We start from the raw sequence: 21,511 nt of genomic DNA on the forward strand, positions 1-21,511 counted from the left end.
AAAGCTCAGCTCTTCTGCTCTTCGAAGGCAAGGCTACCCGCGCCAAGATCCATCTGGAATGCCGGCAGCGGCTGCCACTTGATGCCCTTGCGGATACCGAAGAAGACGGCGTTCTGATGCAGAACCGTCACGCCCGGATCCTGCCATTCGATCAGATTGAGCATGTCGCGGAAGATCTTGGCGCGATCGGCCGGATCGACGGCCTGCTCCATCTTCGCGCCGAGAGCATCGAAATCCGCATTCTGCCAGATCTTGAAGGAATTCAGGTTCCCGGCTGAGCTGAACTGGGTGAAGAAGGAAATGTAGGGGTCCGGGATCTGGCCGGTGCTTGACCAATTGCCGGTGGCGCGGGTCGAGGAATTTTCGAACAGCTTGCCGCTTTCGACGAACTTCATCTTGGCATTGACGCCAACGGCCTGCCACATGGCGACGACCGCCTGCGTGACGGGGTTTTCCGCCGTGTAATAATTGTTCTGCGAGCGGATTTCGATTTCTTCGCCGTTATAACCTGCATCCTTCAGGAGCTGCATCGCCTGATCCGGATCATATTTGTAGGCCGGATAATCCTTGAGATAGACGGGACCATAGAGTTCGAACTGCAGGCCGTTCGGCACCCTGGTGCGGCCATTCCAGATCGTATCGACGATCGCCTGACGGTCGATGGCAAGAATGAGCGCCTGGCGAACGCGCGGGTCTTTGAAAGCTGGATTGTTCTTGTCGAAAAACAGGATGCGATGGTTGGGAACCGGGCCACCGACGATCTCGTGACCTGTGCTGGCGGTAACCACTGCTAGCTGATCCGGCGGCAGGTCCGTCGCAATATCATAGTCGCCGGCCAGCAGACCGGCGATGCGCGAGGAAACTTCCGGCACGATGCGCAACGTCACGCGCTTGGCAGCCGGCTTGCCGCGAGAGGCCTGATCGTGAGCAGCCAGAACCACATTTTCATTGGTCGCATAGCTCTCGACCTTGTAGGGGCCGGCGCCGACGGGCTTCTGGCGCCAGGTCGTCCAATTGCCGCCGTTCTTCTGCCAGGCGTCCTTGCTTATGACGACCGCGGCATAGGATGCGAGGCGTTGCAGGAAGATCGGATCCTGGAATTTGGTGACGAAGCGAACGGTCAGCGGATCCACAACTTCGACATGATCGAGGCTGGTGAAATTGGTGCGATAGGTGGGGTAGCCCGGCGCATCCTTGTTCAGAAGCCGCTCAGGGCCGAACGAGAAGGCGACATCCTCGGCGGTCATTTCGCGACCATCATGGAAGATCACGCCCGGACGCAGCTTCATTTCCAGAACCGTCGGCGAGACCCAGGTCCAGGACGTGCCGAGATTGGGCTTCACCGAAAAATCGCCACGCATGTCAAGCGCGAGAACCGTCTCGTGGATCGAATAATTGTTGCGGAAAGCGACGTTGCTGGCTGCATCGACCGGCTCTTGCGATATCGGATTCTGCTGAACGGCAATGCGAAGCTCAGGCCTGTTGTCCTCACCATTATCGGCCCAGGCAGAGAGCGCCGGCACGAAACTGGAGAGGCCGGCCGCCGCTCCCAAGAGCAGCGTGGTGCGGCGGGTAACAGCCATATTCAGGCCGCTGAGCAAGGTATCGGACATCGGCACAGTCTCCAACCAAATGAATTGCACAAACGTTTGCGCAGATGAAAAACGGCCACTTGCACTCAAAACTGCCGTTTCAACTACGCAAGGGAGAATGGCCGCAAACTAGGGGAGCTGGATGACGCACGTATGACAAGTTCAGGCGGCACGAAGCGTATCGGACGCTTTGCAACGCGCGCTTCCAATGGCAAATTCGACAACTCAACCAGAAGATCAAGCGACGCCTCGCAGAGCTGATCCGTCGGTTGAGCCACTGTCGTCAAGGGTGGTGCCCAATAAGCGGTGTCGGGCACATTGTCGTAACCGACAACAGAGATATCGTCAGGAATCCGAATTCCGCTGTCACGCAGGAATGCAACGACCTCGATGGCAAGCCCATCGCTGCCACAGATGAGAGCCGTCGGCCGCTCCGGCGAGGCCAGGATGCCGAGGAACGTCTTGCGATCGCTCTCACCTCTCTCGAAGGATATGACATCGCCAGCAATAGAACCCTGACTGGCGGCAATCGTCTCTTCAAAGATCGCCAGGCGATCGCGCAGCGCATTGCGGCTGATGCGATAGACGAAAGAGATGCGGCGATGCCCAAGTCCATTCAGGTGATCGAACAGCAAGTTCATCCCATATCGATCATCGGTGAGCACTGCCGGCAGCGGCCCCGTCAACCCCGCGCCAAGCGTCACATGCGCCTTACCCATACGATCGAGATGATCGCAGAGGGCCTGTTGACCGGGGAGATCACTGACCATGATCACGCCGTCGAAAAAGTCTTCCTGGAACAGCCGCAGCTGGCCCGCGACCTCGCCTGCCTCGGCCTTTGCCTGGGCGACCAGCAGTTCCACACCTCGGCGCTGGGCCGCCGCCTGTAGCCGGCTGGTCAGATGCGGTTGATAATGACCCGAAAGACTGTTGACGATCGCCCCGAACACGCCGGTCCGGTGCGTTCTGAGCGAAGTCGCCAGCCGGTTGACGACATAGCCGACGCTGTTCGCCGTTGCTCTGACGCGCTCCTGTGTTTCCACGCTGATGCGACTATCGACCTGGCCGTTGAGGACACGCGAAACCGTTGTGGCGGATACCCCAGCCAGCCGTGCGACCTCGATAATTCCGATTCTTTTCGGTGTCTTCATATCTTCTGCCGGGACCGTTCCGCCGCGGCACGACAATGCCGAAAGCTAGGCGCAACGACAAATGCGGCCGTTGAACCGCCTGCGTCAAGGCGCAAATCCGCCGCAGCGGCATCGCAGAAATTAAACGAATTGCTTAATCAACCAGGACGAGGCATTGACCGCCTCGAGCCGTCGACCATCGCACGGCGGCCATTCTGGTTGTATCAGACGAGCGGCAGACGGAATGGCGGATAATGATTTCTCATCCTGCCGCCACTCATGGGCACGGTCATATCTCATACTGTTTAAATTTAGTACGGTCTGCGCAGTAGCCTCGGTAGGCAGTTTGGTCGACACAGATTCTGCAGCCAACCGACAATGAGTCGGCTCGGCATTTTTATTGGTCTGAAACTCAAAGCTCCACAGCATTCAAGCATATGTTTTTATTTACATTTATCTTGCGGGCTCGTTCTAATGCGACGCGAGCCAAAGCCACCATATCGGTATATCATTTTGTTAGAACTTTATACATTAACTAAATACTAATAAACGACTTAACTTATACGCTCATATTAGCTAACCATTACTCAAGCAAGGGGTAATGATTGTGCGCGATATTGATACAGGCTTTCAAAATAATCCAATGACTGCCTCCGCAATCACCGATGGCGGTGGGGTGCCCTACCTTGCCGGTCGCGAAGCATCCGCAAACAGTTCTATGCCTGCCGGGGGCGCCTCCCATGCGGAAAGCCAAATGCAATTCATTGATGCACCGGAACATGGTTCAGCCATTCCGCTGGAAGCTGCTCCCCTTCCAAGCGTGCTGATAGGTGGCCTGCCCATCACCGTGGTCGATCGGCGCAATGCGGCGTCTCTCATGATCGAGGTTGCGCGAAAGCGTCGTCGCGATAGCCGTCCCTACTACTTCACCTCGGCCAATGGCGAGGTTGTCGCGCGCGTTCATGCCGACGCCAGGATTGCCAAGCTTTTTCACGAAGCCGATCAGATTCTGGCCGACGGCCAGCCGCTTGTCATGGCTTCGCGGTGGCTATGCAGGGTGAAGCTCCCCGAGCGTGTGGCGACAACGGATCTCTATGAAGACGTGGCCGGGCTTGCCGAGAAAGAAGGCATTTCTTTTTACCTCCTTGGCTCGACCGAGACGGAAAACCAAAAGGCCGTGGCGGTGACGCAGGCGAACCATCCGAACCTGCGTATCGTCGGCCACTGCCATGGCTATCTTTCAGGAGAAGCACTGGAAAAGAAGCTGGATGAGATCAATGCGCTTGCGCCAGATATCCTTTGGCTCGGCCTCGGTGTTCCCCGTGAACAGATCTTCGTGCACGACTTTGCCGCACGGCTCGGAAATGTCGGCATCATCAAGACATCGGGTGGACTTTTCGACCACCTGGCCAAGAAGACCAAGCGAGCGCCGCTCTGGGTGCAGAAGGCCGGTTTCGAATGGCTCTGGCGCACAATGATGGAGCCGCGCAGACTTTTCTGGCGGTATCTCACAACCAATCCCTACGCCATCTACGCGATCCTGAGGTATTCGAAATGATGACCAAACGATCCCCTGTCGAAACGGACACAGACATAGCCATTGTCGGTGGAGGACTGTCCGGAACCATCGCCGCCTGCATACTCGGCCGGGCCGGCTATCGCGTTACGCTGATCGATCTCCATCGCATCGTCCCGCAGGAATTCCGCGTCGAACGAATAAGCGGAGACCAGATCGAACAGCTCCACCGGCTTCGCCTCCTCGGCCCCCTCTCCGCTTCAGCCACAGCCTTCGACGAAGTGGTCAACATGCACAAGGGGCGGATGCTGGATCGGACCTATGGCTGGCACTATGGATTTTTCTACAACAAGCTCGTCTCGGCGATGCGGGCCGCATTGCCGGAAACCGTGAATTTCGTCGTCGGCCAGGCCAGTCGCGTACAGACCAGCGCAAGCAGCCAACGCATCGCGATCCTCGGCCAGGACGAGATTACGGCGCGGCTTCTCGTTCTTGCCACCGGGATGGGTGACATTCTGCACCGAGACCTTGGTATCTCGCACCGGTCTGTTAGTGAAAAGCGGTCGCTGGCATTCGGCTTCAATCTTCGCCCTGTCGGCGCAAAAAGCTTTCGTCACGCCGCCCTTACCTATCATGCCGCTTCGGATGGCATCGATCATCTCGATCTCTTTCCCGTTCCAGGCACGACTAGGGCTAACCTCTTCGCCTTCCGCAGTTCGCGAGACCCGTGGGTGAAGTCGTTGCAGGAGCATCCGAAGGACGCACTTGCCGCCGTCTTCCCGTCTCTCATCGAGACCTTCGGTGATTTCGAGATTGTCGGCCGCATCGACAGCTGGCTTACCGACATGACCATCGCGGAGAACTGCCGGCAGGATGGCGTCGTCCTGATTGGAGATGCCTATCAGACCTCCTGCCCGGCGAGCGGAGCCGGCGTCAGTCGGCTGCTGACGGATGTGGAACGTCTGTGCACGGTCTACATTCCACAATGGATGAGCGAAGCCTCTATCGATCGAGCGAAGATCACGGCCTACTACGATGATCCTGAAAAGCTCGGAATTGATACTCTTGCGCTGGAACTGGCCGACCATCGTCGCAACCTTGCGACCAACACCAATTTCAGCTGGCAAATGCGCCGTCAATTCCATTTCGCTCGACGCCGCCTGGTGCATGCAATCGAAAGCCTGAGCCCTGCCCTTGCGGCAAAGCTGCATCACCTTGTGGGAAGCCACCCCAAACTCACCACGCGATCACCTGCGCTGTAGAGGCAAGATTGCCTGGATTAGTTTCGCTGTACCGTCAGGAGCCGAATATGACGAGCTCTGTAAATGTCAGGTCTCCGAGCGGCGGCGGTTTCGGGCCCCTGAAGTATTTCGCTCCACTGCCCGCAAAATATCGGCCCGTCAGACCGGGCACCGGTCCGTTGGCGTCTACGATTGCGAGCAACATGCCTTTGCGCAGCAGGTAGCGACCGAGCACACCGGCGCACTGGCTCAACTCGTCTAGCGAACGGCAGTAGATGACCTGGGAGCAGGGAACCATGCCATGGAAGATCCGGCGCGTCTTGAACACGAAGGGGAATGCCTTGCCCTCGCCGACACAGATCAGTGAGCGGCATTCAAGGGCCGCATGTTTTAAAAGAATGTCCCTGTCGCCTTCGGAAAGCATCGACATTTCCGGAAGATCGGAACGGGCCTCCAGCACGCGATACGGATGCTTCACCAAACTTAGAATGGGCAGGAACGCAAGCTGGCCTTCCGAGTATCGACGGAAACCGAGCGCCTCGTTGACCTTCTCGGTCCCGGGTGCCGGCGAAACATTGAAATAGATGACGTTCTTTTTTCTCAGTACCGCGATCACCATCTTGCCGGCGAAGGCGCGGTATTCCGGATCGACGGACCAGCTTGAGAGATTGCAGCGAATTTCTTCCTCGCCTTCCTGTCCCTCATGGCGGAAATAAAGCGCCAGCAAGACGCCAACGATCCGCCCCGACATATCCAGCACGAAGCCGTATTTCGGGAGATCCGGCACGATGGGCCTTTTCTCCATGCGGACGATGGCCCGCTCCCAATAGCTTCTGGAGCGCGTCGGAAAATTCCTGCCAAGGCAATCGATGATGCCGTCCCAATCGCTGTCTTCAATCGGCCGGCAAGTAAGTCCGGGAGGGTATGCACCTAAAACAGCCACGATTAACTCCGGAATATTACCGATTTGGTGGTCAATGTTTCATTCTTTCAAAGACATTACTACATCATCATTAACAAATATTTGTTGCGAATACTTACAAAAGAACCCTCTAAACTTACTGTCGTTTACGTGTAAGTGACTATATCTCGGCAGCCTTTCGTTGCAACGACAGGCCTCTCGCCATTGCGACTGCGCGCCATCGCGTACCGAACGAGACACCGACCAGCAGAAGGCAGAAGCCGAGGGCAAGAGGCGAGAAGAATGCCTCCTCCTGCAATACGGCATTGGAGGTGATCGTGACGATGGTGACGAAGGCAAAGAGGAAATCGGGATCGCCTGTCGCGATGAGCTGCTTGCGCGCCGCCACGGCAAGCGCAATCAGAAAGCCGAAGAAAACGAAACTGCCCACTCCCATCTGGTAGAGCATCACGCCGACGGCGCTTTCGACCGGAACCGAAGCCACGCCCTCCCCCTGCGCCCGGTCCCAATCAAGATTGAGACTGGTACTGGACAGATTGCCGCCAATGCCCAATCCCTGCCCGAGGGGATTGTGCAGAAATTCGCGAACGCCGGCGATCAGGCCGAGAACATGGTAGTCGCCATGCGTCGCACCAAAGGCGATTGCCGCGACCGTCCACACCCCGGACAATACGACCACCGCCAGGAGCGTCAGCTCTGCCCTGGATGGGCGAAACATCACCCGCGCGCCGAGCGCGACGATCAACATGAATGTGGCGCCCTTGGAACCGATCACCAGAAGCAGCGGGATCGCAGCGATTGGCAACAGCCAACGCCCCCTGAATAGGAGCCAGGTGGCCATGATACTCAAACCATAGGCATAGCTGATCGGGTGAAAGTTCGGACCGCCGTTGCGGAAGATCGGTGGAAACAGATCGCTCAGGAGCTTGATGTTGAAGAAGGTCGTCATCATCGTATCTTCGAGACCGCGGAGCACGAAGCCCGTTTCCCGGAGCCGCTTCTCCCAAACACCCGCTTCGATCTGCGCTTTGAGGCCACGCTGGATATAGAGATCGCCATGGAACAGGCTGAGGAAATCCATCCTGAAAATCTGTTCCAGATAGCCATAGGCGATCGCGCCGACGCAGAGCCAGAAGATCGCCTTGCGCAAGTCGACAGGATAAAGGCTCGCGGCCAGGATTGCGATGTGAAAGCAGGCAATCGGCGTGATCGTATTGCGGAAATAGATGACCGCGTCCTTGGGGCCTCCGTGAACCGCTCCAAGCGCGAAGTAGAAGCAAACCGTTCCGCACAGCACGAAGCTGAACAGCAGCCATGGACGCAATTCGGTCAAGGCACGCACGCGATACTGGAATGAAGCGATGAAGAACATGCCGAAGGCAGCCATCAGAATGACGAAGTTGGCCCCACGCAGGGCATCGAACGTATTGTGATCTGGAACGAAAGGCGTGAACCACGCGACCACAAGGTTCTGATAGAGGAACGAGCAGGCGATAACGGCGGGGATGCATCCAGGTAGCGCGATTGACAGGATCAATGTCAGAAGAAACGTCGCCGCAACCCCGAACGGTGTCCAGACTGCAAAGGCGGAAACGGACGCGATGACCGAAAGAATTGCGATAAACAGATGAAATACGGCATCCGAGCGCAGTGAGTTCTGCGCTGCCGGATTGAAGCCGGCATGGCCGCCCGTGACGCTCATCGCAGGCCTCCATCAATCCACGCCGGCTGCGGTCCGGCAAGGTCGGATCCCTTTCGCATCTCAGCCACCGCCATCGCCTCCGAACATTGCGGCGAGCATCAAGGAATCGAAACCCTGCGTGCTGCTCCGGCTCTTGATGAAGCCAAAGCCCTGATCGAGCTCCCAATAGATCCAACCGACCTGATTTGCTTCCGCCGCCCGGCGCACGGAACGGACCCAGGACGTTCGGCTTTCCGCATCGACGCAGAAATTCAGCACGCCAAATTCGTTCATGATCACCGGGCAGTCATAGGTTTCCGACCAATGCTTGAGCCGTGCGAATTCAGCTGCGATTGCCGCATCCGTCCACGGCGTCGACAATTGCTCCTCGATCAGGGCTGCCGCCTGTTCATCTCCAGCTGAACGCAACGCATTGATACGCTCGACTACGCTCGGCGTTTCTTTCGTTGCCGGAAAGGGCAGATTCGAAATCCGCGCAAGCGGCGATGAATCCCAAGTTTCGCACTGATGCGTGAAAGCCGTCGGCGCGTAAAAGTGAACGGCGGCAATCTGGTTGTCGTCGGCAAGCGGCGGCGTCTCGCCGATCTCCCAAATGCCCTGCGAAGGCGACGGTCCCCAGATCAGCGTATGAAGCGGACAGCCGGATCGGACAATTTCGGCCAGCCGGTCGCGCAATCCAAGCCACGCCTCGCTTTCCATTGGCGGCTCGTTCAACAGCTCCGGATAGACCGAGGCAGGCGGCAGGTCGGCGACGACGCTGCGAAGCGCCGTCCATGCCTGCGCCACCCTCGCTGCTCCCGCGTCGAAATCGAGACGCAAGGCGGCGTGAAGACTTTCCGAAGGGTGCATATCGACGATGACAGCGAAACCGTGCTGCACGAGCGCCGTCACGCCATCGCGGATACGGCGAAGTGCTGCCGCATCACCCGTCGAGATCAGATCGCCGTTGATGGGTAGCCGGATCGTCTCGAAGCCGAGACGGCGAAGCTCTTCAAGCACCGCATCACTCGGAGCGATACCATCGCTGCTATCGAGCCAGCCCGGCAGATTGAACCCGCGTGACGGCACCGGACGTTTGTTCGCAGCTCGCGCGGGACCGGAAAGAGCCGCCACGATGGAGCCGCCTGCCAGCGTGAGAGCGCCCCGGCGTGACATCATCATCGATGATAACCTAGTCGTTACGCTCATCGTCTCGCAGCAATCCTGCCGCTCCGATTTCCGTCGTCGGTTGGCCGAATGGGATGCACCACCGATCCTTCGGCGGCGTCCACCGGCGTTGGCGCGATCACCAGCGTCGCACTGCGGCCGATCTGATCGGTATCGAGGCGCTGCCGAAGCATATTGGCAGCCTCGGACATCTCCTCCGATGGGCTGAGCGCGAAAAGCATGAGGTCTGCCTCGGCAAAAAGCGTTGGCTGCCAGTCGCTATCGACGAGTGACGGAGCCATCAGAAGGACGAAATCGAAAGAACCCGCGTCAGCCAATATGTCATCGATGGTAAGGCGAGTTTCCGCCATCTGCTCTCTCTGGGCAGCCTTGTTGTAAACGATTGTTCGAAGGCCGCTCGCGCCGCTGACGAAGACACTATTGGCGCTTCGCCTCGGTGCTTCCAGTCCAGGTTGGCTGCCAAATTCAACCACAAGCACGCTCTGCTCGGCCTGTTGAAGGCCAATGCCAACCATGGCGCCGGCAAGTCTTGCGGCAAGAGGCGTGTGCAGCGAGGATACCAGCAGCACATAGGGTTTCGGGTGCTCTTTCAGGTGAAGAATGATGCGCCGCATGAGTTGCAGAACATCACGCGAAAAGGCTTCGTTCCCGGCTTGAAAAAAGCGTCTCCGCATCGCCCGGATGCTCGAATATGCCCCCGAGCCCGCAACGCCCGGCAAACGATATTCTCCAAGATTGACGGGGACGGGCTCCGACCGCACCACGTCAAGCACACTATCCTTGTGGGGCTCCACCCCCTCCAGACTGTTGCGTATGGGTGTTGTCGGGTCATTTTCCCGTTGACCGACGGGGCCGCGCAACATGGCAAGGCCGCATCCCAGGATCAGGCCCAGCAGGGCGCTCACCGGCAGTAGCAGCAATGGTTTCGGCCACGTCGGCTGTACGGGCGGCGACGCAGAGCTTATCACCCGGGCCTCTTGCAGCTGGAGGCCCTGCATCTGCGAGGTCTCCTCCGCGCGCTTCAGAAAATCATCGAGCACTGTTCGGGCCGCCTGAGCCCTCGCTTCGAAACGCCGCAACTGCACCTGCGCGACATCCGAGTTTTCAAGCTGCTGACGCAGGGCATCGAGCTTGGCCTCAAGGGTGACGACGTTCTGTGCCGCCAGATCGGATTTCGCCTTCAACTCCTGCGTGATCCGCTGGGCTTCCACGGCCATGAGGCCCTGCATTCCATCAAGCTCCGATCGAAGCCTTCTGATGATAGGATGACGCGATTGGTAGGTGGCTTCGTAATTGGCAAGATCCGCCGCGCGCTGATTGTAGTTTTCGCGCAGTTTCACCGTGGCTTCGGAGGAGAGGATTTCCGAAAGCTTGGCAAGGCCGGCGGGCGACGTGCCGGCGGCAACCGCCTGGGCATATTTATCCTTGGCCTGATCGGCGTCGCTTCGCGCCCCGCTCAACTGCTCGGTGAGCCGATCGATCTGCGATTGCAGGGTGCCGCCAGCGGACGCATCGAGTATCTTATGGGTGACCTTGAAATCCCCAACCTCGCGTTCCGCGTCGCTGACATTTTTCTGAAGGCCGCTGATCTTGTCGGCAAGCAGCGAATTCACATCGCTATTGGCGGTTTCCCGCTCTCCCGAAAGGCCGGTCCTGTATCGATTGACGATCGCGTTGGCGATCCGCGCCGCCTTGTCAGGATAGCGGGATACAAAGCTGACATCGATGACATAGGTAAGTCCCGCGCGTTCAACGGTCACGCCGCGCTGGAACCGCTTGAAGATCTCATCCGTCGTCGGGCGTTTACCCAGACCGACAAGCGAGAGCAAACCGCCGCTCGAGAATTCGGGATCGTTCTCGATGCCTTCGCTTTCGAAGACCTTTATCAGCAGGTCGCGCGATTCAATGACGTAGACCTGGCTCGCAATAGCAGCGCTGTCGCTGCCGATATTGGGGAGCACGCTGTTCAAATTCGTGGCATGTGAATCACGCGGATCGATCATGATCGAGGCCGTCGCCGTGTAGCTCGGCTTGGCGACAGCAAGATAGGCGACTGTCAGCAACAGCACGACGATGACGCTTGCCAACACCGTCAAACGGCGCTGCCAAAGGATCGTCCATACGGCACCGACGTCGAGCAGCGGCGGCAGCGTGCGTTCGTCAATGCTAAACGGCTTCATTCTGTGTTGCTCCGCTGCCGCGGGTCCTCGGCTCGCCCCGGATGGTTAAATTCAGTATTAGTGAATAATGTTAATCATCCGTTGAATTTATACCGGTGCGTGTGATCGAGATGAGACATCGCAAGTAACCATGTTGCCAGTTCGCGCTGGCGCCACCATGAGAACTTAAGATATTAGAGATACATCTTATTTTAAGACTTATCGGCCGTAGAGCCCGAGTTAATCAGTGCAGGATTACGACGTTGAGTGACAAAGTAAGTAGTCACAATACTATATCGGCCGAAATATCCCCTCCCGCGAACAATCTGCGCCAATCTATAGGCGCACTTGCGAGAAGCGGAGCTGTGGCAAGCGTGATTAAGCTTGCCAGTGCAGGCCTCTCTTTCCTGATGTTCGTAACGGTGGCCATGACCACCGATGAGCGACAGTTCGGCCTTTACAGCGCTGCCTATGCCGGAGCCAGCCTGACCTCGTTCTTCTCCATCGTCGGTCAGCAAAGTGCGGTCCTGCGCTTTTGGCCGCAATATGCGGGAAATAACGACCTCAATTCGGCCAACGGCATGATGGCGCGCTCCATCCTCGTCGCGCTCGCCGGGCTCGCTAGCTTCAGCCTGCTCATTGCTGTTATCGGATTTCTACCACTTGCGGGTGCGCAGACACCCGAGTGGCTATCGATCTGCATCGCGACGACAGTGCTTGCTTTCGCGCTCGGCTGGTCCGAATTCGTCGCTTGTGCGCTCCGTGCCAAAAACGCGCTCATATTCGCCCTGCTTCCGCGCGACGTGGTCTGGCGGGCGATAGCGATCCCGATCTTCATCCTCGCCCACTTCCTGCAGATCAAAATGAGTGCGGTGACAGCGACCTATCTGACCGCAGGCCTGCTGCTTCTCTGCATCGCCCCGCAAACACTGGTATTGTTTCGCGACACGATCCGCGCAAAGCGCGGCCCGCTTACCCGGGAGCAGAAGCGGGAATTCAAGACTGTCACCCTTGGCCTCTGGGGCGTCACCGCGCTGCCGCCTGCCTTGAGCCAGGCAAGTACCTTGCTTGTCGCGGCGATCCTCGGCCCGGAGGCCGCCGGTGCGATCTTTGTGGCGGACCGGACCATGCGGCTCGTGGTCCTGGCCCTCAACGGCATCAACCAGGCGCTGGCTCCGCAAATCTCCGGCGCGTTTCATAGTGGCGACAGGCCGCATGTGCAGCGCATCACCAGCCTTGCCGCCTTCGCCGGCTTTGTCATCGCATTGTCGGTGCTGATGGTATTTGTATTCTTCGGAGACCTAATACTCTCGGTCTTCAATCCCGCCTATGCCACGCCGACGATGCAGATAACGCTGATCATCTTCGGTATCGGCGCCACCGTTGGAACCGCCTGCGGCCCGACTGAAATCCTGATGCAACTGACGGGCCTGCAGCATGCGCTTTTCAAGCTGCTCGTTATCGTCAATGTCCTCGGGCTCTGCGCGACGGCGGTTCTGACCTACTTGCTCGGCCCTATCGGCGCCGCATTGAGCATCTCCGGCACCATCATTGTCTGGTGTGTAACGGCCGTCTTCATCGCGCGGCGCAGCATAGGCATCAATCCCTCGATCCTCGGCTTTTTCGGCGGTGAAGACGCACTTGCCGCCCGTTCCTTCCTGAAAGGCCGCTCATGAAAATCGTCCAGGTGCAGACACAGGCGGAAGCAGGCGGCGCTCAGCGCATATCGGACATGGTGGGTGAAGGGCTGCGCGCTCGCGGCCACGAGATACGCACCGTGTTCATGTACAGGAAAACCGATGTCTATGACCGCGACCCCCATGCGGATTTCATCCTCGCCGAGCCACCACGAGGCCTCTTTGGACAAATCAAGGCGGCCATCGGACTTGCGCGCTATCTGCGCGCCGCACGGCCAGACGCGGTCATCACCTTCCAGCACTATGGCAATATCTTCGGCACCATAGGCGCACGTCTGGCCAGCGCAAAGCTGATCATCGCGAACCAGAGCGGGGCGCCGCAGACACGAGGCGTGAGAGGCATTCTCACACAGATCGACAAGCTGATGGGTGCCCTCGGCGCCTACCATGCAAACGTCGTCAACTCCGGTTGGACGCGGGCACAATTCGACACCTTCCCGCAAGCCTACCAGCGCCGTACGCTACGGATTGACCACGGCGTTTCCGCGCCATCGCAGGCAATCGATAAGGCAGCGGCGCGGGCCGCTTTCGGCCTGCCCCCGGAAGCATGGCTTGCCGTCTCGTCCGGCCGAATGGCACCGTCGAAAAACCAGATCGCCCTCGTCGGAGCGCTCGTTCATCTGCCCGAAATTCACATGGCGATTGCCGGCACCGGACCCGAATGGGAAACGATTGTCGCCTTTGCCAAAAGCCACGGCGTGAAGGACAGGCTACATCTGATCGGCGAGGTTCCGCCGACGCGCATTTTCGAGTTCCTCGCTGCAGGCGATGCATATGCCTTCGCCTCGACAACCGAGACCTTTGGCCTGGCCGCAGTCGAAGCTGCCATCTCCGGCCTGCCTGTCGTGACAAGCAACTTGCCCGTCATGAAGGAAGTGCTGACGACGGAGGATGGCGACGCGGCGGCACTCTTCATCAACGCCAACGCAGCGGGCATCGCAAAGGGGCTCGCTGAGCTTATAGCCGAGCCAGAGCTTGCAGCCCGCCTCGCGGCGGCCGGACAGCGGCTCAGGGAACAATATTCGCCGGCAAGAATGTGCGCGGGTTACGAGGCGCTCCTCTCGCCGCAATCATTTCCGCACGGCTGCGATCCCGTCGATAACTTCCAGTCGGCCTGAGCGATTGAGGGTATGGATCTTCGGATAGGGCCAGTCGCCATCGGCCGCGATTGGTCGTGGCTCCGACAGCCGGACCGTCTGATCGTTCAATTCCAGCAGCTCGGAGAGACCGAGCCCGCCGCCGTAGCCAAGCGTTCCATCCTGCACCGGCAGGAAGATGCGATCGTTCTCGCAACGGATGAAGGCGCCACCCGGCCGCGCCATGCGACGATCGATGAGGATGGGATTGAGCGGATGCGGCGTCCAGGGGCCGGCAAGGCTCGACGCATGGAAAACCACCAGAGTATCCGAGGTACTGCCATAGCCATCGCGGTTGGTGGCAAACAACCAGAGCCGCCCGCCATGGTCGAGCAATGTCGCATCGGAGATTTCTCCCTCGATGAGCACGGCCTCGGCGACCCAGCGATCCGGAAATTCGACCGAGCGGTATAATGTAAGCTTCCCGCTCGCGCTTGCCTCTGGAAGCATCCAGATCGAGCCGTCGCGCTCGAATACCTGCGGGTAGGAGAGATGATGCGGCTCCTCCAAGACGCATCGCGGTGCCTGAGGCCTCCCATCCACATCGAATGGCACGACTGATATGACGGCCTTTCCGGTTGCGTGCGGATAGTCTTCGACAAACAGGAAGTTCTGCCCATGCCATTGGAAGGCGAAGGGGTCTGCATAGAAATGGTCGCCGTCATCCGGCAGGACGGACCAACCGTCGCCAAGGGTGCATGTCGCAGCGACACCCGGCGCATCCGTAAAGCGATAACCGACGCGCCAGTGCGCATGGCGGAAACGCGTTCGTCGTATTGCCTCGCGGCCAAGCCGGGGTAGTGATCCCGCCAAATAGGCAGACGCAAATCCAACTGCCGTGAGGCTGTCCTTGCTGGGCGCCTCTGAGAACGGCTCGCCGAAGGCCAACCGGCTCTCGGTAAAGGCTCGAACTGTCGAAACAATGAGAGTGATCGCTCGGGCAAGCACGTCCTCGATGCCGAGCGCTACCGACTCCCGCCTGTCGATCATCGGCCAGGCCCGACCGACGACTGTTTTGCCATCAAGCACCGCCTCGATGACAGGCAATCTGCCTGCCGCTACCACCTGTGTAATCGAGACATCGAAAGGGGAGTTGTCGAATCTCAGCGCGATCGTGGGAATATCCGAAGGTGGGGCATTGCCGACAAGATCCAGCCTCAACGCCGCCGAGCCCCTGCGGGGACTCGCTGGTATCGCCGACACGGGAGTTGCGAGACCAGGGATGGTGCGGCGAAAGACGCGCCGCTCAAGTGCGAGGATGGCATTGACCATGGCCGGGCAGCCCGCCGATCCCGTCGCATGCAAAACCGCGACATCATATCCGTCAGCCCGCAGCCGCCTGATGACGACGTCCTGCCAGAGGCGAGGAGCGGATTGTGGGACGATGATGTCGATGGATGGCATGGCGCTTCCCGTCCGTGGCTGCCTCACGCGGGCCTCCACGGGCCAGATGAGCCTTAGCTTGGTGGAGAAAGCTTACTTTCGGGTTACTCCAGGGTTGCATTGCATGGAAGCCACTTCAATCCTCATGCCCACGATCGTGAAATGACAGCTGGCCTTAGAGATCGTGTCATTCATGATCTCCCTTTAAGCCGCTGTTGAAGAACTCGACAAGCCCGAAGGGTGCGCGTTCTCCGAGGCAAAGATCGAGGATCAGATGCGCATCCACCGCTTCCGCCTCGCTGCGCGGGAACATGTCAGCCTCGTAGGCAGCAAGTGCCGCCTCGATATCGTCGGGATGCGAAACGATCGCCTTTCCGAGTTCGGCGCCGTCGAGCATTGCCAGGTTTGCGCCCTCGCCGGATGGCGGCATCAGGTGCGCGGCATCCCCGAGAAGCGTCACGCCGGGTACGCGATCCCATCGATGCGCGTCCGGAAGCGTATAGATCATGCGCGGAACCAGCGGCGTGTCGCCATCGGTGATCAGCGCAGTCAACTCCGGCGCCCAGCCCTCGAATTCAGCCGCAATTCGAGCAGCGGCGGCACTATCGGTAAGGTCGATGTCGGCAACCCATTCGACAGGGCGGCTGAGCTGGACATAGGTGTGAAGAACTCCCCCCGCCTCACGATGCGCGAAGATCCCCTTTCCCGGCGAGGCAACAAACAGCGCCCCACTGCCAACCGCTTCAGCGGCCGCAGGATGCCGCTCGTCGGCGTCGTAGAGATAGGTTTCGAAGAATGTCGCGCCGGCATAGACCGGTTTGGCGTCCGATAGCAGCGGCCGCACCTTCGACCATGCGCCGTCCGCACCGACGAGGAACTCGGTCTTAACTGTTGAGCCATCCGCGAATGCCAGCTCACGCTGCCCTCCGCCTAAGGTCGCCACGCTTGCAAGTTTCTTGCCCCATTGGATGGTTTCCGCAGGCAGGGATTCAAGGAGAATCCTTCGCAGATCGCCGCGAAGCACTTCGGGACGTCCACCCGTGCCGTCATCGGCCTCCTCGAACAGCAGCTTCCCGTGCTGGTCGAGCACCCGCGTCGCCTGGGCGCCCTCGTGAATGATCGCGCGGAACTCCTGGGTGAGGCCGGCCGCGTCGAGCGCAAGCTGCCCGTTGTGCTCGTGGATATCGAGTTGGCCTCCCTGCGTGCGAGCCTCGGCCGAAGGCTCCGCCTCGTAGATCGTTACGGGAATGCCATGAATATGCAGGACGCGTGCGAGAACGAGGCCACCCAGGCCCGCGCCGACAATTGTCACTGATATCGTCATTGGATTGTCTTTCTGATCTTTTGGAACAACGTTCCATAGATATGGATTGGAACATTGTTCCAATTATGTCAGGATCAGACTCATGCGGACAAAAAACCAAAGGACAGACCGGCGTACCGACGCGCTCTCGAAGGAGCGGATCGTCGAGGCTGCGATCGAAATCCTCGATAAGGATGGTGAGAACGCCCTGACCTTCCGCGCACTTGCTGCTCGCCTGGCGACAGGGAGCGGAGCGATCTATTGGCACGTTGCCGACAAGAATGAGCTGCTGACGGCAGCAGCCAACCATATTGTCGCCCGGACTTTAGGTGCGAGCCTCAATGATGCCGACGCGCGGGAGGGGATCCGCGCCATCGCCCTTGGCGTGTTCAATGTCATCGACATCCACCCCTGGGTCGGCACCCAGCTCTCCCGAGAGCCGTGGCAGACGGCGATGCTGCAGATCTTCGAAGGCATTGGCGGCCGGCTCCGGGCGCTCGGTGTTCCCGAACAGGCGCAGTTCGACGCCGCCTCTGTGCTTCTGAACTACATCCTCGGCGTCGCCGGCCAGAATGCCGCGAACGCCCGCCTTCTTCCGCGCGAGGTGGATCGCTCGGCATTTCTGGCAAGCATCGCCGCGCGATGGACACAGCACGATCCCGCAGAATATCCATTCGTGCATCAGGTGGCGGCGCAGATACCCGAGCATGACGATCAAGAGCAGTTTCTTGCCGGCATCAACCTCATCCTGGCCGGCATCGAAAGTACACGATAGCCCGACCTGGATGGAGACCCCTTTGGCTAGCTTCGCTTGTGATCGGGCGCCAGAACGAAATCGTGCTCGACTTGCCAGAACGTTCCCGAGAATTCGAGCTCCTTCGCGCGTGCCGGATCATCGGTCAGCCTGAACTCGGCAAGCAGACTTTCCTTGACGCCGAACACCGCATCGGAGTGGATGTAGGGGTCATCGGGATCGAAGATATGGGTGGTCAGCGTCTCGAAGCCATCAGCCTTGATGATGTAGTGCAGGTGGGCGGGGCGGTAGGGATGGCGGCCGAGTGCTTCGAGCAACTTCCCCACCGGACCGTCATCCGGGATCGGATAGTATTTCGGCTTTACCGCCCGGAACCTGTAGCGTCCGTCCTTGCCGGTGCGGAAGACACCGCGCAGGTTGAAATCGGGCTGGATGCCCTTCTGCTGTACGTCGTAGAATCCTTCGTCATTGGCCTGCCAGACATCGAGCACCGCATTTTCGATCGGCTTGCCATCCGTATCGAGGATGCGGCCGCTGATCACCATATCCTCGCCCTTCTGGTCGAGGCAGATATTGGCGCCCATGGGCAATTCCGGCGCATCGGCCACATGGAAGGGGCCAAGGACTGTGCTTTCGGATGCGCCTGACGGCTTGCGATTGTTGATCGCATCGACCAGCATCGACACGCCAAGCACATCCGATAGCAGGATGAATTCCTGCCGCCAGTCCGTGCAGGTATGGCCGGTGCGGGTGAGGAAGAAGATCGCTTCCATCCATTCGTCCTGGGTCGGCTCCAGCTCCTTCACCGCCTCGTGCAGCTTGCGAGTGACGACTTCCATCACCTGCTTCAGCCGCGCATCCCGCGCATTCGCGTTGCGGCCGGTAACAACCTCGACGGAATTTTCCTCGGTGAAATAGCCTTTTTCTTGCACGCTCATTGTCGCCTCACAAATCCAGAATTGTCTTCAGAACGCGATGCAGCTCGCGTTCCGGGTCGTCAACCGCCGCGTCGGAGCGCCAGGCGACATGATGGTCGGGACGTACGAGCAGCACGCCGGAATCGCTGATCTCGCGGGCGCGCGCCCAGTCTCCGGTCAGGTCTTGCCACTCTTGCCGCGGACCTATTCTGTGGACCGCGATCGGCAGCTTCAGCTCCTTTGACAATGCCTTTGCCGCCGCGACCCAGCCGTCGCCGCCGATGCCGGTCAGCACCGTGAAGGTGCCGTGGCCGGTGAGATCGAGGCTCGATACCTTCGCGCCGCTGTCGTTGAACAGCCACGCATGCGGCAACCGCGCACCAGGCCAGCTCGTTGGCTGAAAATGCAATTCCGGGTCCTTCTCGAAGGCGGGTTCCGGCTGACCGTCCTTGACCACGGCATTCGAGGCATAGCGGTGGTTCATCTCCACGCCATGCGCATCGAACTCATAGACCTTGTGCGCGATCGCCTCGCGGATGGCCTTACGCTGGCGCTCGGCATCGGCGGTGTCGTCGCAGCGCGCATCCATATTCTGCTGCATCTTCACTGGATCGACGGAATCGAGCAGGCCCAGTGACTTGAAGATCGGCCCGAATTCCTCGATCGATTTGTTGGCACGGGTGACGATCTGCTTGGCGACCGGCGCACGCTCGGCCTGGTAGCTGTCGAGCAGGCCAATGCCGGCCTGACCCTTGAGCACCAGTGCGAGCTTCCAGGCGAGATTGAAGCCGTCCTGGATCGAGGTGTTGGAGCCGAGGCCATTCGAAGGCGGATGGCGATGAACGGCATCGCCCATGCAGAACACCCGGCCGTTCGACATTGTGGTCGCGTACATGTTGTTGACGGTCCAGGTCGAGACGGATTTGATCTTCGGCTTGAGGTCGGCAACGCCGACCAGTTCGCGCACGACCTTCGTGGCGAAGGCATCGTCGACCTCGGGCGGCGGCTGGTTGATATCATAGCCCCAGACGATCAGCCATTCGTTCCATGGCCTGACCATGCGCACCAGACCCATGCCGATGCCGCCGACATCGGCGCCGGGCTGCAGCACCCAGTAAAGGACCGACGGCCGATGGGCGACATAGCGCGAGAGATCGGCCTCGAACAGGATATTCATCGAGCCGGCAACGCCCATCTTGCCTTCGAAGGTCAGGCCGGCATGCTCGGCCACTTTCGAGTTGCCGCCATCGGCCCCGATCAGGAACTTCGAACGGATGGTCAGTTCCTTGCCGGTCAGGCGGTCGAGACAGGTCGTCGTGACACCTTCGGCATCCTGGACGTGGCGCAGATATTCTGTCGACATGCGAGCCTGCGCGCCGCGCGAGCAAGCGGTCTTGAACAAGAGCGGCTCCATATAGGTCTGCGGCAGATCGTTCATATGGGCAGGCGAAGACAGCAGATGCTCGGCGCGCGACAAGGGATGGTTGCCCCAGCTCTGCATGCGGCCGATCTCTTCGCCGGCAACCGCCGTGCAGAAGACGTTCTGCCCCATCAGGTCCTGCTCGACCGCAAAGAGATAGGCCTCCTCCTCCACGTCGCGGCCGAGATCGCGCAGAACCTCCATCGTGCGCTGGTTGGTGATGTGCGCACGCGGCGTGATCGCCAGCCAGCGATAGCGGTTGATCACCATCGGCTCGAGACCGTAGGTCGCAAGCAGCGCTGATGTCGCCGAGCCGGCGGGTCCCGTGCCAATGATCAGAACGTCGGTGGTAATATCAGCCATGTGGCCCTCCCTTTTCATCATTCAGAATAGGTCCGCCCTTCAGCAGGCGGCGAACCGGAAAAAGTTCCCAGCCGGTGCGGCTGGAGATGAGCCCCCAGAGGCCCCGTGGCGCAAACAGCATCGTCACGATGGCAAGCGCGCCCAGAGCCAGCAGATACCAGGAGCCGTAGCTCGAAAAGGCATTCTGCAGCAGGAAGAAGACGAGCACGCCGACCAGCGGCCCTTCGATGGTGCCAATGCCGCCGATGACGACAATGAAGACGACATAGGCCGTCCAGTCGGTGAGCGAGAAAGCAGCGTCGGGCGATATCCGCGCCTTCTGCAGATAGATGAGCGCGCCGACCATGCCAGTCAGAAAGGCCGTCGCCAGATAGACGACGATCTTCAAACGGAGCGCATCGACACCGAGCGCGCGGGCGGCCGTCTCGTTATCGCGAACGGCGGCAAGGCCGAGGCCCTGCTTGCTGCGTAGCAGCCTGTAGATGAAGCCGATCGTCAGCGCCGTGAGCGCCAGCGCCAGCCAGTAGGCAAGCGCATCGGCCGCCGCTGCCGAGCGCATGCCGAACCAGTCCTGCAGCAGCGAGATACCCAGCATGTCCTTGGTGGCTTCGCGCGGTAGCGAGGTTCCTGTTCCACCACCCAGCATCTTCCACTGGGCAAAAAGCAGCCGCCCGACTTCGGCAATGACCCAGGTGCCGATCGCGAAATAGGGACCGTAGAGACGGAAGGAAAAGAAGGCGGCCGGCGCGGCGATCAACATCGCGAAGAGCCCGGCCAGCGGAATGGCGAGGATCGGGTCGATGCCGGCGAGAATGACGAAGCCGAACAGCGCGTAGGCGCCGCAGCCGACGAAGAGTTGTTGTCCGACCGAGATGAGACCGGCATAGCCGGCGAGCAGGTTCCAGCTCTGCGCCAGTGCCAGCATGGTGAGAATGAAAAACAGATCCTGCACGACGCCGCGCGAAGCGACGAACGGAGCCGCCGCCAGAACCACGACGGCAGCGATAGCAAGGACGGCGAAGATGCCGGAGAGTCGCGTCCGCGTCTCGACCTGCCAGCCTGGCGGCGTTTCAATCTCGGTCGACATGGTTTCGAAACCTTTAGTCATG

16 protein-coding genes are annotated in these 21,511 nt (G+C 59.6%); 5 read left to right on the top strand and 11 right to left on the bottom strand.

The features are described from left to right. Positions 1 to 5: 5 nt before the first annotated feature. Together BSK43_RS31770 and BSK43_RS31775 are read right to left on the bottom strand one after the other, a co-directional pair. The gene (locus BSK43_RS31770; protein WP_077467469.1) at positions 6 to 1,613 is read right to left on the bottom strand and encodes an ABC transporter substrate-binding protein; all 1,608 of its coding nucleotides are present in this window, start codon (positions 1,611 to 1,613) and stop codon (positions 6 to 8) included. 83 nt (positions 1,614 to 1,696) lie between these two features. After that, on the bottom strand, positions 1,697 to 2,743 hold the full coding sequence (locus BSK43_RS31775; protein ID WP_246662747.1) for a LacI family DNA-binding transcriptional regulator: 1,047 nt from the start codon (positions 2,741 to 2,743) through the stop codon (positions 1,697 to 1,699). A 733-nt stretch (positions 2,744 to 3,476) separates the two neighbouring features. Between BSK43_RS31775 and BSK43_RS31780 the strand changes: the two genes are divergently transcribed. Beyond that, positions 3,477 to 4,280 carry a WecB/TagA/CpsF family glycosyltransferase gene (locus BSK43_RS31780; RefSeq protein ID WP_077467691.1) on the top strand — a complete coding sequence of 268 codons (804 nt, stop codon included), beginning with the start codon at positions 3,477 to 3,479 and terminating at the stop codon, positions 4,278 to 4,280. After that, complete coding sequence (locus BSK43_RS31785) at positions 4,277 to 5,500, top strand: FAD-dependent monooxygenase (protein WP_077467470.1); 1,224 nt, start codon at positions 4,277 to 4,279, stop codon at positions 5,498 to 5,500. Before BSK43_RS31780 ends, BSK43_RS31785 begins: the two co-directional genes overlap by 4 nt. Before the next feature lie 34 nt (positions 5,501 to 5,534). Here the strand turns inward: BSK43_RS31785 and BSK43_RS31790 are convergent, their stop codons facing one another. From BSK43_RS31790 to BSK43_RS31805, 4 genes are all read right to left on the bottom strand, one after another. Beyond that, positions 5,535 to 6,422, bottom strand: a complete 888-nt coding sequence (locus BSK43_RS31790; RefSeq protein ID WP_246662748.1) for a hypothetical protein — start codon at positions 6,420 to 6,422, stop codon at positions 5,535 to 5,537. A gap of 139 nt (positions 6,423 to 6,561) precedes the next feature. Then, a complete protein-coding gene (locus BSK43_RS31795) occupies positions 6,562 to 8,103 on the bottom strand; it encodes a hypothetical protein (protein ID WP_077467472.1) in 1,542 nt (513 codons plus the stop codon). A 60-nt stretch (positions 8,104 to 8,163) separates the two neighbouring features. Next, entirely contained in the window at positions 8,164 to 9,264 is a 1,101-nt protein-coding gene (locus BSK43_RS31800; RefSeq protein WP_246662749.1) for a cellulase family glycosylhydrolase, read from the bottom strand. 23 nt (positions 9,265 to 9,287) lie between these two features. Beyond that, positions 9,288 to 11,450 (bottom strand): GumC family protein, encoded by a 2,163-nt coding sequence (locus tag BSK43_RS31805; protein ID WP_077467474.1) that lies wholly within the window; start codon positions 11,448 to 11,450, stop codon positions 9,288 to 9,290. A gap of 242 nt (positions 11,451 to 11,692) precedes the next feature. On the opposite strand from BSK43_RS31805, the gene BSK43_RS31810 reads away from it, so the two are divergent. Then, the gene (locus tag BSK43_RS31810) at positions 11,693 to 13,105 is read left to right on the top strand and encodes a lipopolysaccharide biosynthesis protein (protein ID WP_077467475.1); all 1,413 of its coding nucleotides are present in this window, start codon (positions 11,693 to 11,695) and stop codon (positions 13,103 to 13,105) included. Continuing rightward, positions 13,102 to 14,244, top strand: a complete 1,143-nt coding sequence (locus BSK43_RS31815; protein ID WP_077467476.1) for a glycosyltransferase family 4 protein — start codon at positions 13,102 to 13,104, stop codon at positions 14,242 to 14,244. Before BSK43_RS31810 ends, BSK43_RS31815 begins: the two co-directional genes overlap by 4 nt. Here BSK43_RS31815 and BSK43_RS31820 read toward each other — a convergent pair. After that, positions 14,197 to 15,666, bottom strand: coding sequence for a hypothetical protein (locus tag BSK43_RS31820; RefSeq protein ID WP_077467477.1), 1,470 nt, complete (start codon positions 15,664 to 15,666; stop codon positions 14,197 to 14,199). The two genes, BSK43_RS31815 and BSK43_RS31820, sit on opposite strands and share 48 nt — an antisense overlap. 166 nt (positions 15,667 to 15,832) lie before the next feature. Continuing rightward, on the bottom strand, positions 15,833 to 16,969 hold the full coding sequence (locus BSK43_RS31825) for an NAD(P)/FAD-dependent oxidoreductase (protein ID WP_077467478.1): 1,137 nt from the start codon (positions 16,967 to 16,969) through the stop codon (positions 15,833 to 15,835). 82 nt (positions 16,970 to 17,051) lie between these two features. On the opposite strand from BSK43_RS31825, the gene BSK43_RS31830 reads away from it, so the two are divergent. Then, a complete protein-coding gene (locus BSK43_RS31830) occupies positions 17,052 to 17,723 on the top strand; it encodes a TetR/AcrR family transcriptional regulator (protein WP_077467479.1) in 672 nt (223 codons plus the stop codon). A 26-nt stretch (positions 17,724 to 17,749) separates the two neighbouring features. On the opposite strand, the gene BSK43_RS31835 is transcribed toward BSK43_RS31830, so the two are convergent. Genes BSK43_RS31835 through BSK43_RS31845 form a run of 3 tightly spaced genes read right to left on the bottom strand, consistent with a single transcriptional unit; the run spans position 17,750 to position 21,510 of the window. Beyond that, positions 17,750 to 18,640 carry an intradiol ring-cleavage dioxygenase gene (locus tag BSK43_RS31835; protein ID WP_077467480.1) on the bottom strand — a complete coding sequence of 297 codons (891 nt, stop codon included), beginning with the start codon at positions 18,638 to 18,640 and terminating at the stop codon, positions 17,750 to 17,752. A 7-nt stretch (positions 18,641 to 18,647) separates the two neighbouring features. Continuing rightward, positions 18,648 to 20,402, bottom strand: a complete 1,755-nt coding sequence (locus BSK43_RS31840; RefSeq protein WP_077467481.1) for an FAD-dependent monooxygenase — start codon at positions 20,400 to 20,402, stop codon at positions 18,648 to 18,650. Further along, positions 20,395 to 21,510 (bottom strand): branched-chain amino acid ABC transporter permease, encoded by a 1,116-nt coding sequence (locus BSK43_RS31845; RefSeq protein ID WP_136687397.1) that lies wholly within the window; start codon positions 21,508 to 21,510, stop codon positions 20,395 to 20,397. The genes BSK43_RS31840 and BSK43_RS31845 overlap by 8 nt, the downstream gene beginning before the upstream one ends. Between the last annotated feature and the right edge of the window lies 1 nt (position 21,511).

Source organism: Rhizobium sp. P44RR-XXIV (assembly GCF_001999485.2).
Taxonomy (GTDB): Bacteria; Pseudomonadota; Alphaproteobacteria; order Rhizobiales; family Rhizobiaceae; genus Rhizobium.

Coding starts and splice junctions, on each gene's coding strand:
- BSK43_RS31840 (WP_077467481.1), bottom strand. CDS start 20,402: ATGGCTGATATTACCACCGACGTTCTGATCATTGGCACGGGACCCGCC.
- BSK43_RS31835 (WP_077467480.1), bottom strand. CDS start 18,640: ATGAGCGTGCAAGAAAAAGGCTATTTCACCGAGGAAAATTCCGTCGAG.
- BSK43_RS31800 (WP_246662749.1), bottom strand. CDS start 9,264: ATGATGATGTCACGCCGGGGCGCTCTCACGCTGGCAGGCGGCTCCATC.
- BSK43_RS31770 (WP_077467469.1), bottom strand. CDS start 1,613: ATGTCCGATACCTTGCTCAGCGGCCTGAATATGGCTGTTACCCGCCGC.
- BSK43_RS31845 (WP_136687397.1), bottom strand. CDS start 21,510: ATGACTAAAGGTTTCGAAACCATGTCGACCGAGATTGAAACGCCGCCA.
- BSK43_RS31785 (WP_077467470.1), top strand. CDS start 4,277: ATGATGACCAAACGATCCCCTGTCGAAACGGACACAGACATAGCCATT.
- BSK43_RS31780 (WP_077467691.1), top strand. CDS start 3,477: ATGCAATTCATTGATGCACCGGAACATGGTTCAGCCATTCCGCTGGAA.
- BSK43_RS31775 (WP_246662747.1), bottom strand. CDS start 2,743: ATGAAGACACCGAAAAGAATCGGAATTATCGAGGTCGCACGGCTGGCT.
- BSK43_RS31830 (WP_077467479.1), top strand. CDS start 17,052: ATGCGGACAAAAAACCAAAGGACAGACCGGCGTACCGACGCGCTCTCG.
- BSK43_RS31805 (WP_077467474.1), bottom strand. CDS start 11,450: ATGAAGCCGTTTAGCATTGACGAACGCACGCTGCCGCCGCTGCTCGAC.
- BSK43_RS31820 (WP_077467477.1), bottom strand. CDS start 15,666: ATGCCATCCATCGACATCATCGTCCCACAATCCGCTCCTCGCCTCTGG.
- BSK43_RS31795 (WP_077467472.1), bottom strand. CDS start 8,103: ATGAGCGTCACGGGCGGCCATGCCGGCTTCAATCCGGCAGCGCAGAAC.
- BSK43_RS31825 (WP_077467478.1), bottom strand. CDS start 16,969: ATGACGATATCAGTGACAATTGTCGGCGCGGGCCTGGGTGGCCTCGTT.
- BSK43_RS31815 (WP_077467476.1), top strand. CDS start 13,102: ATGAAAATCGTCCAGGTGCAGACACAGGCGGAAGCAGGCGGCGCTCAG.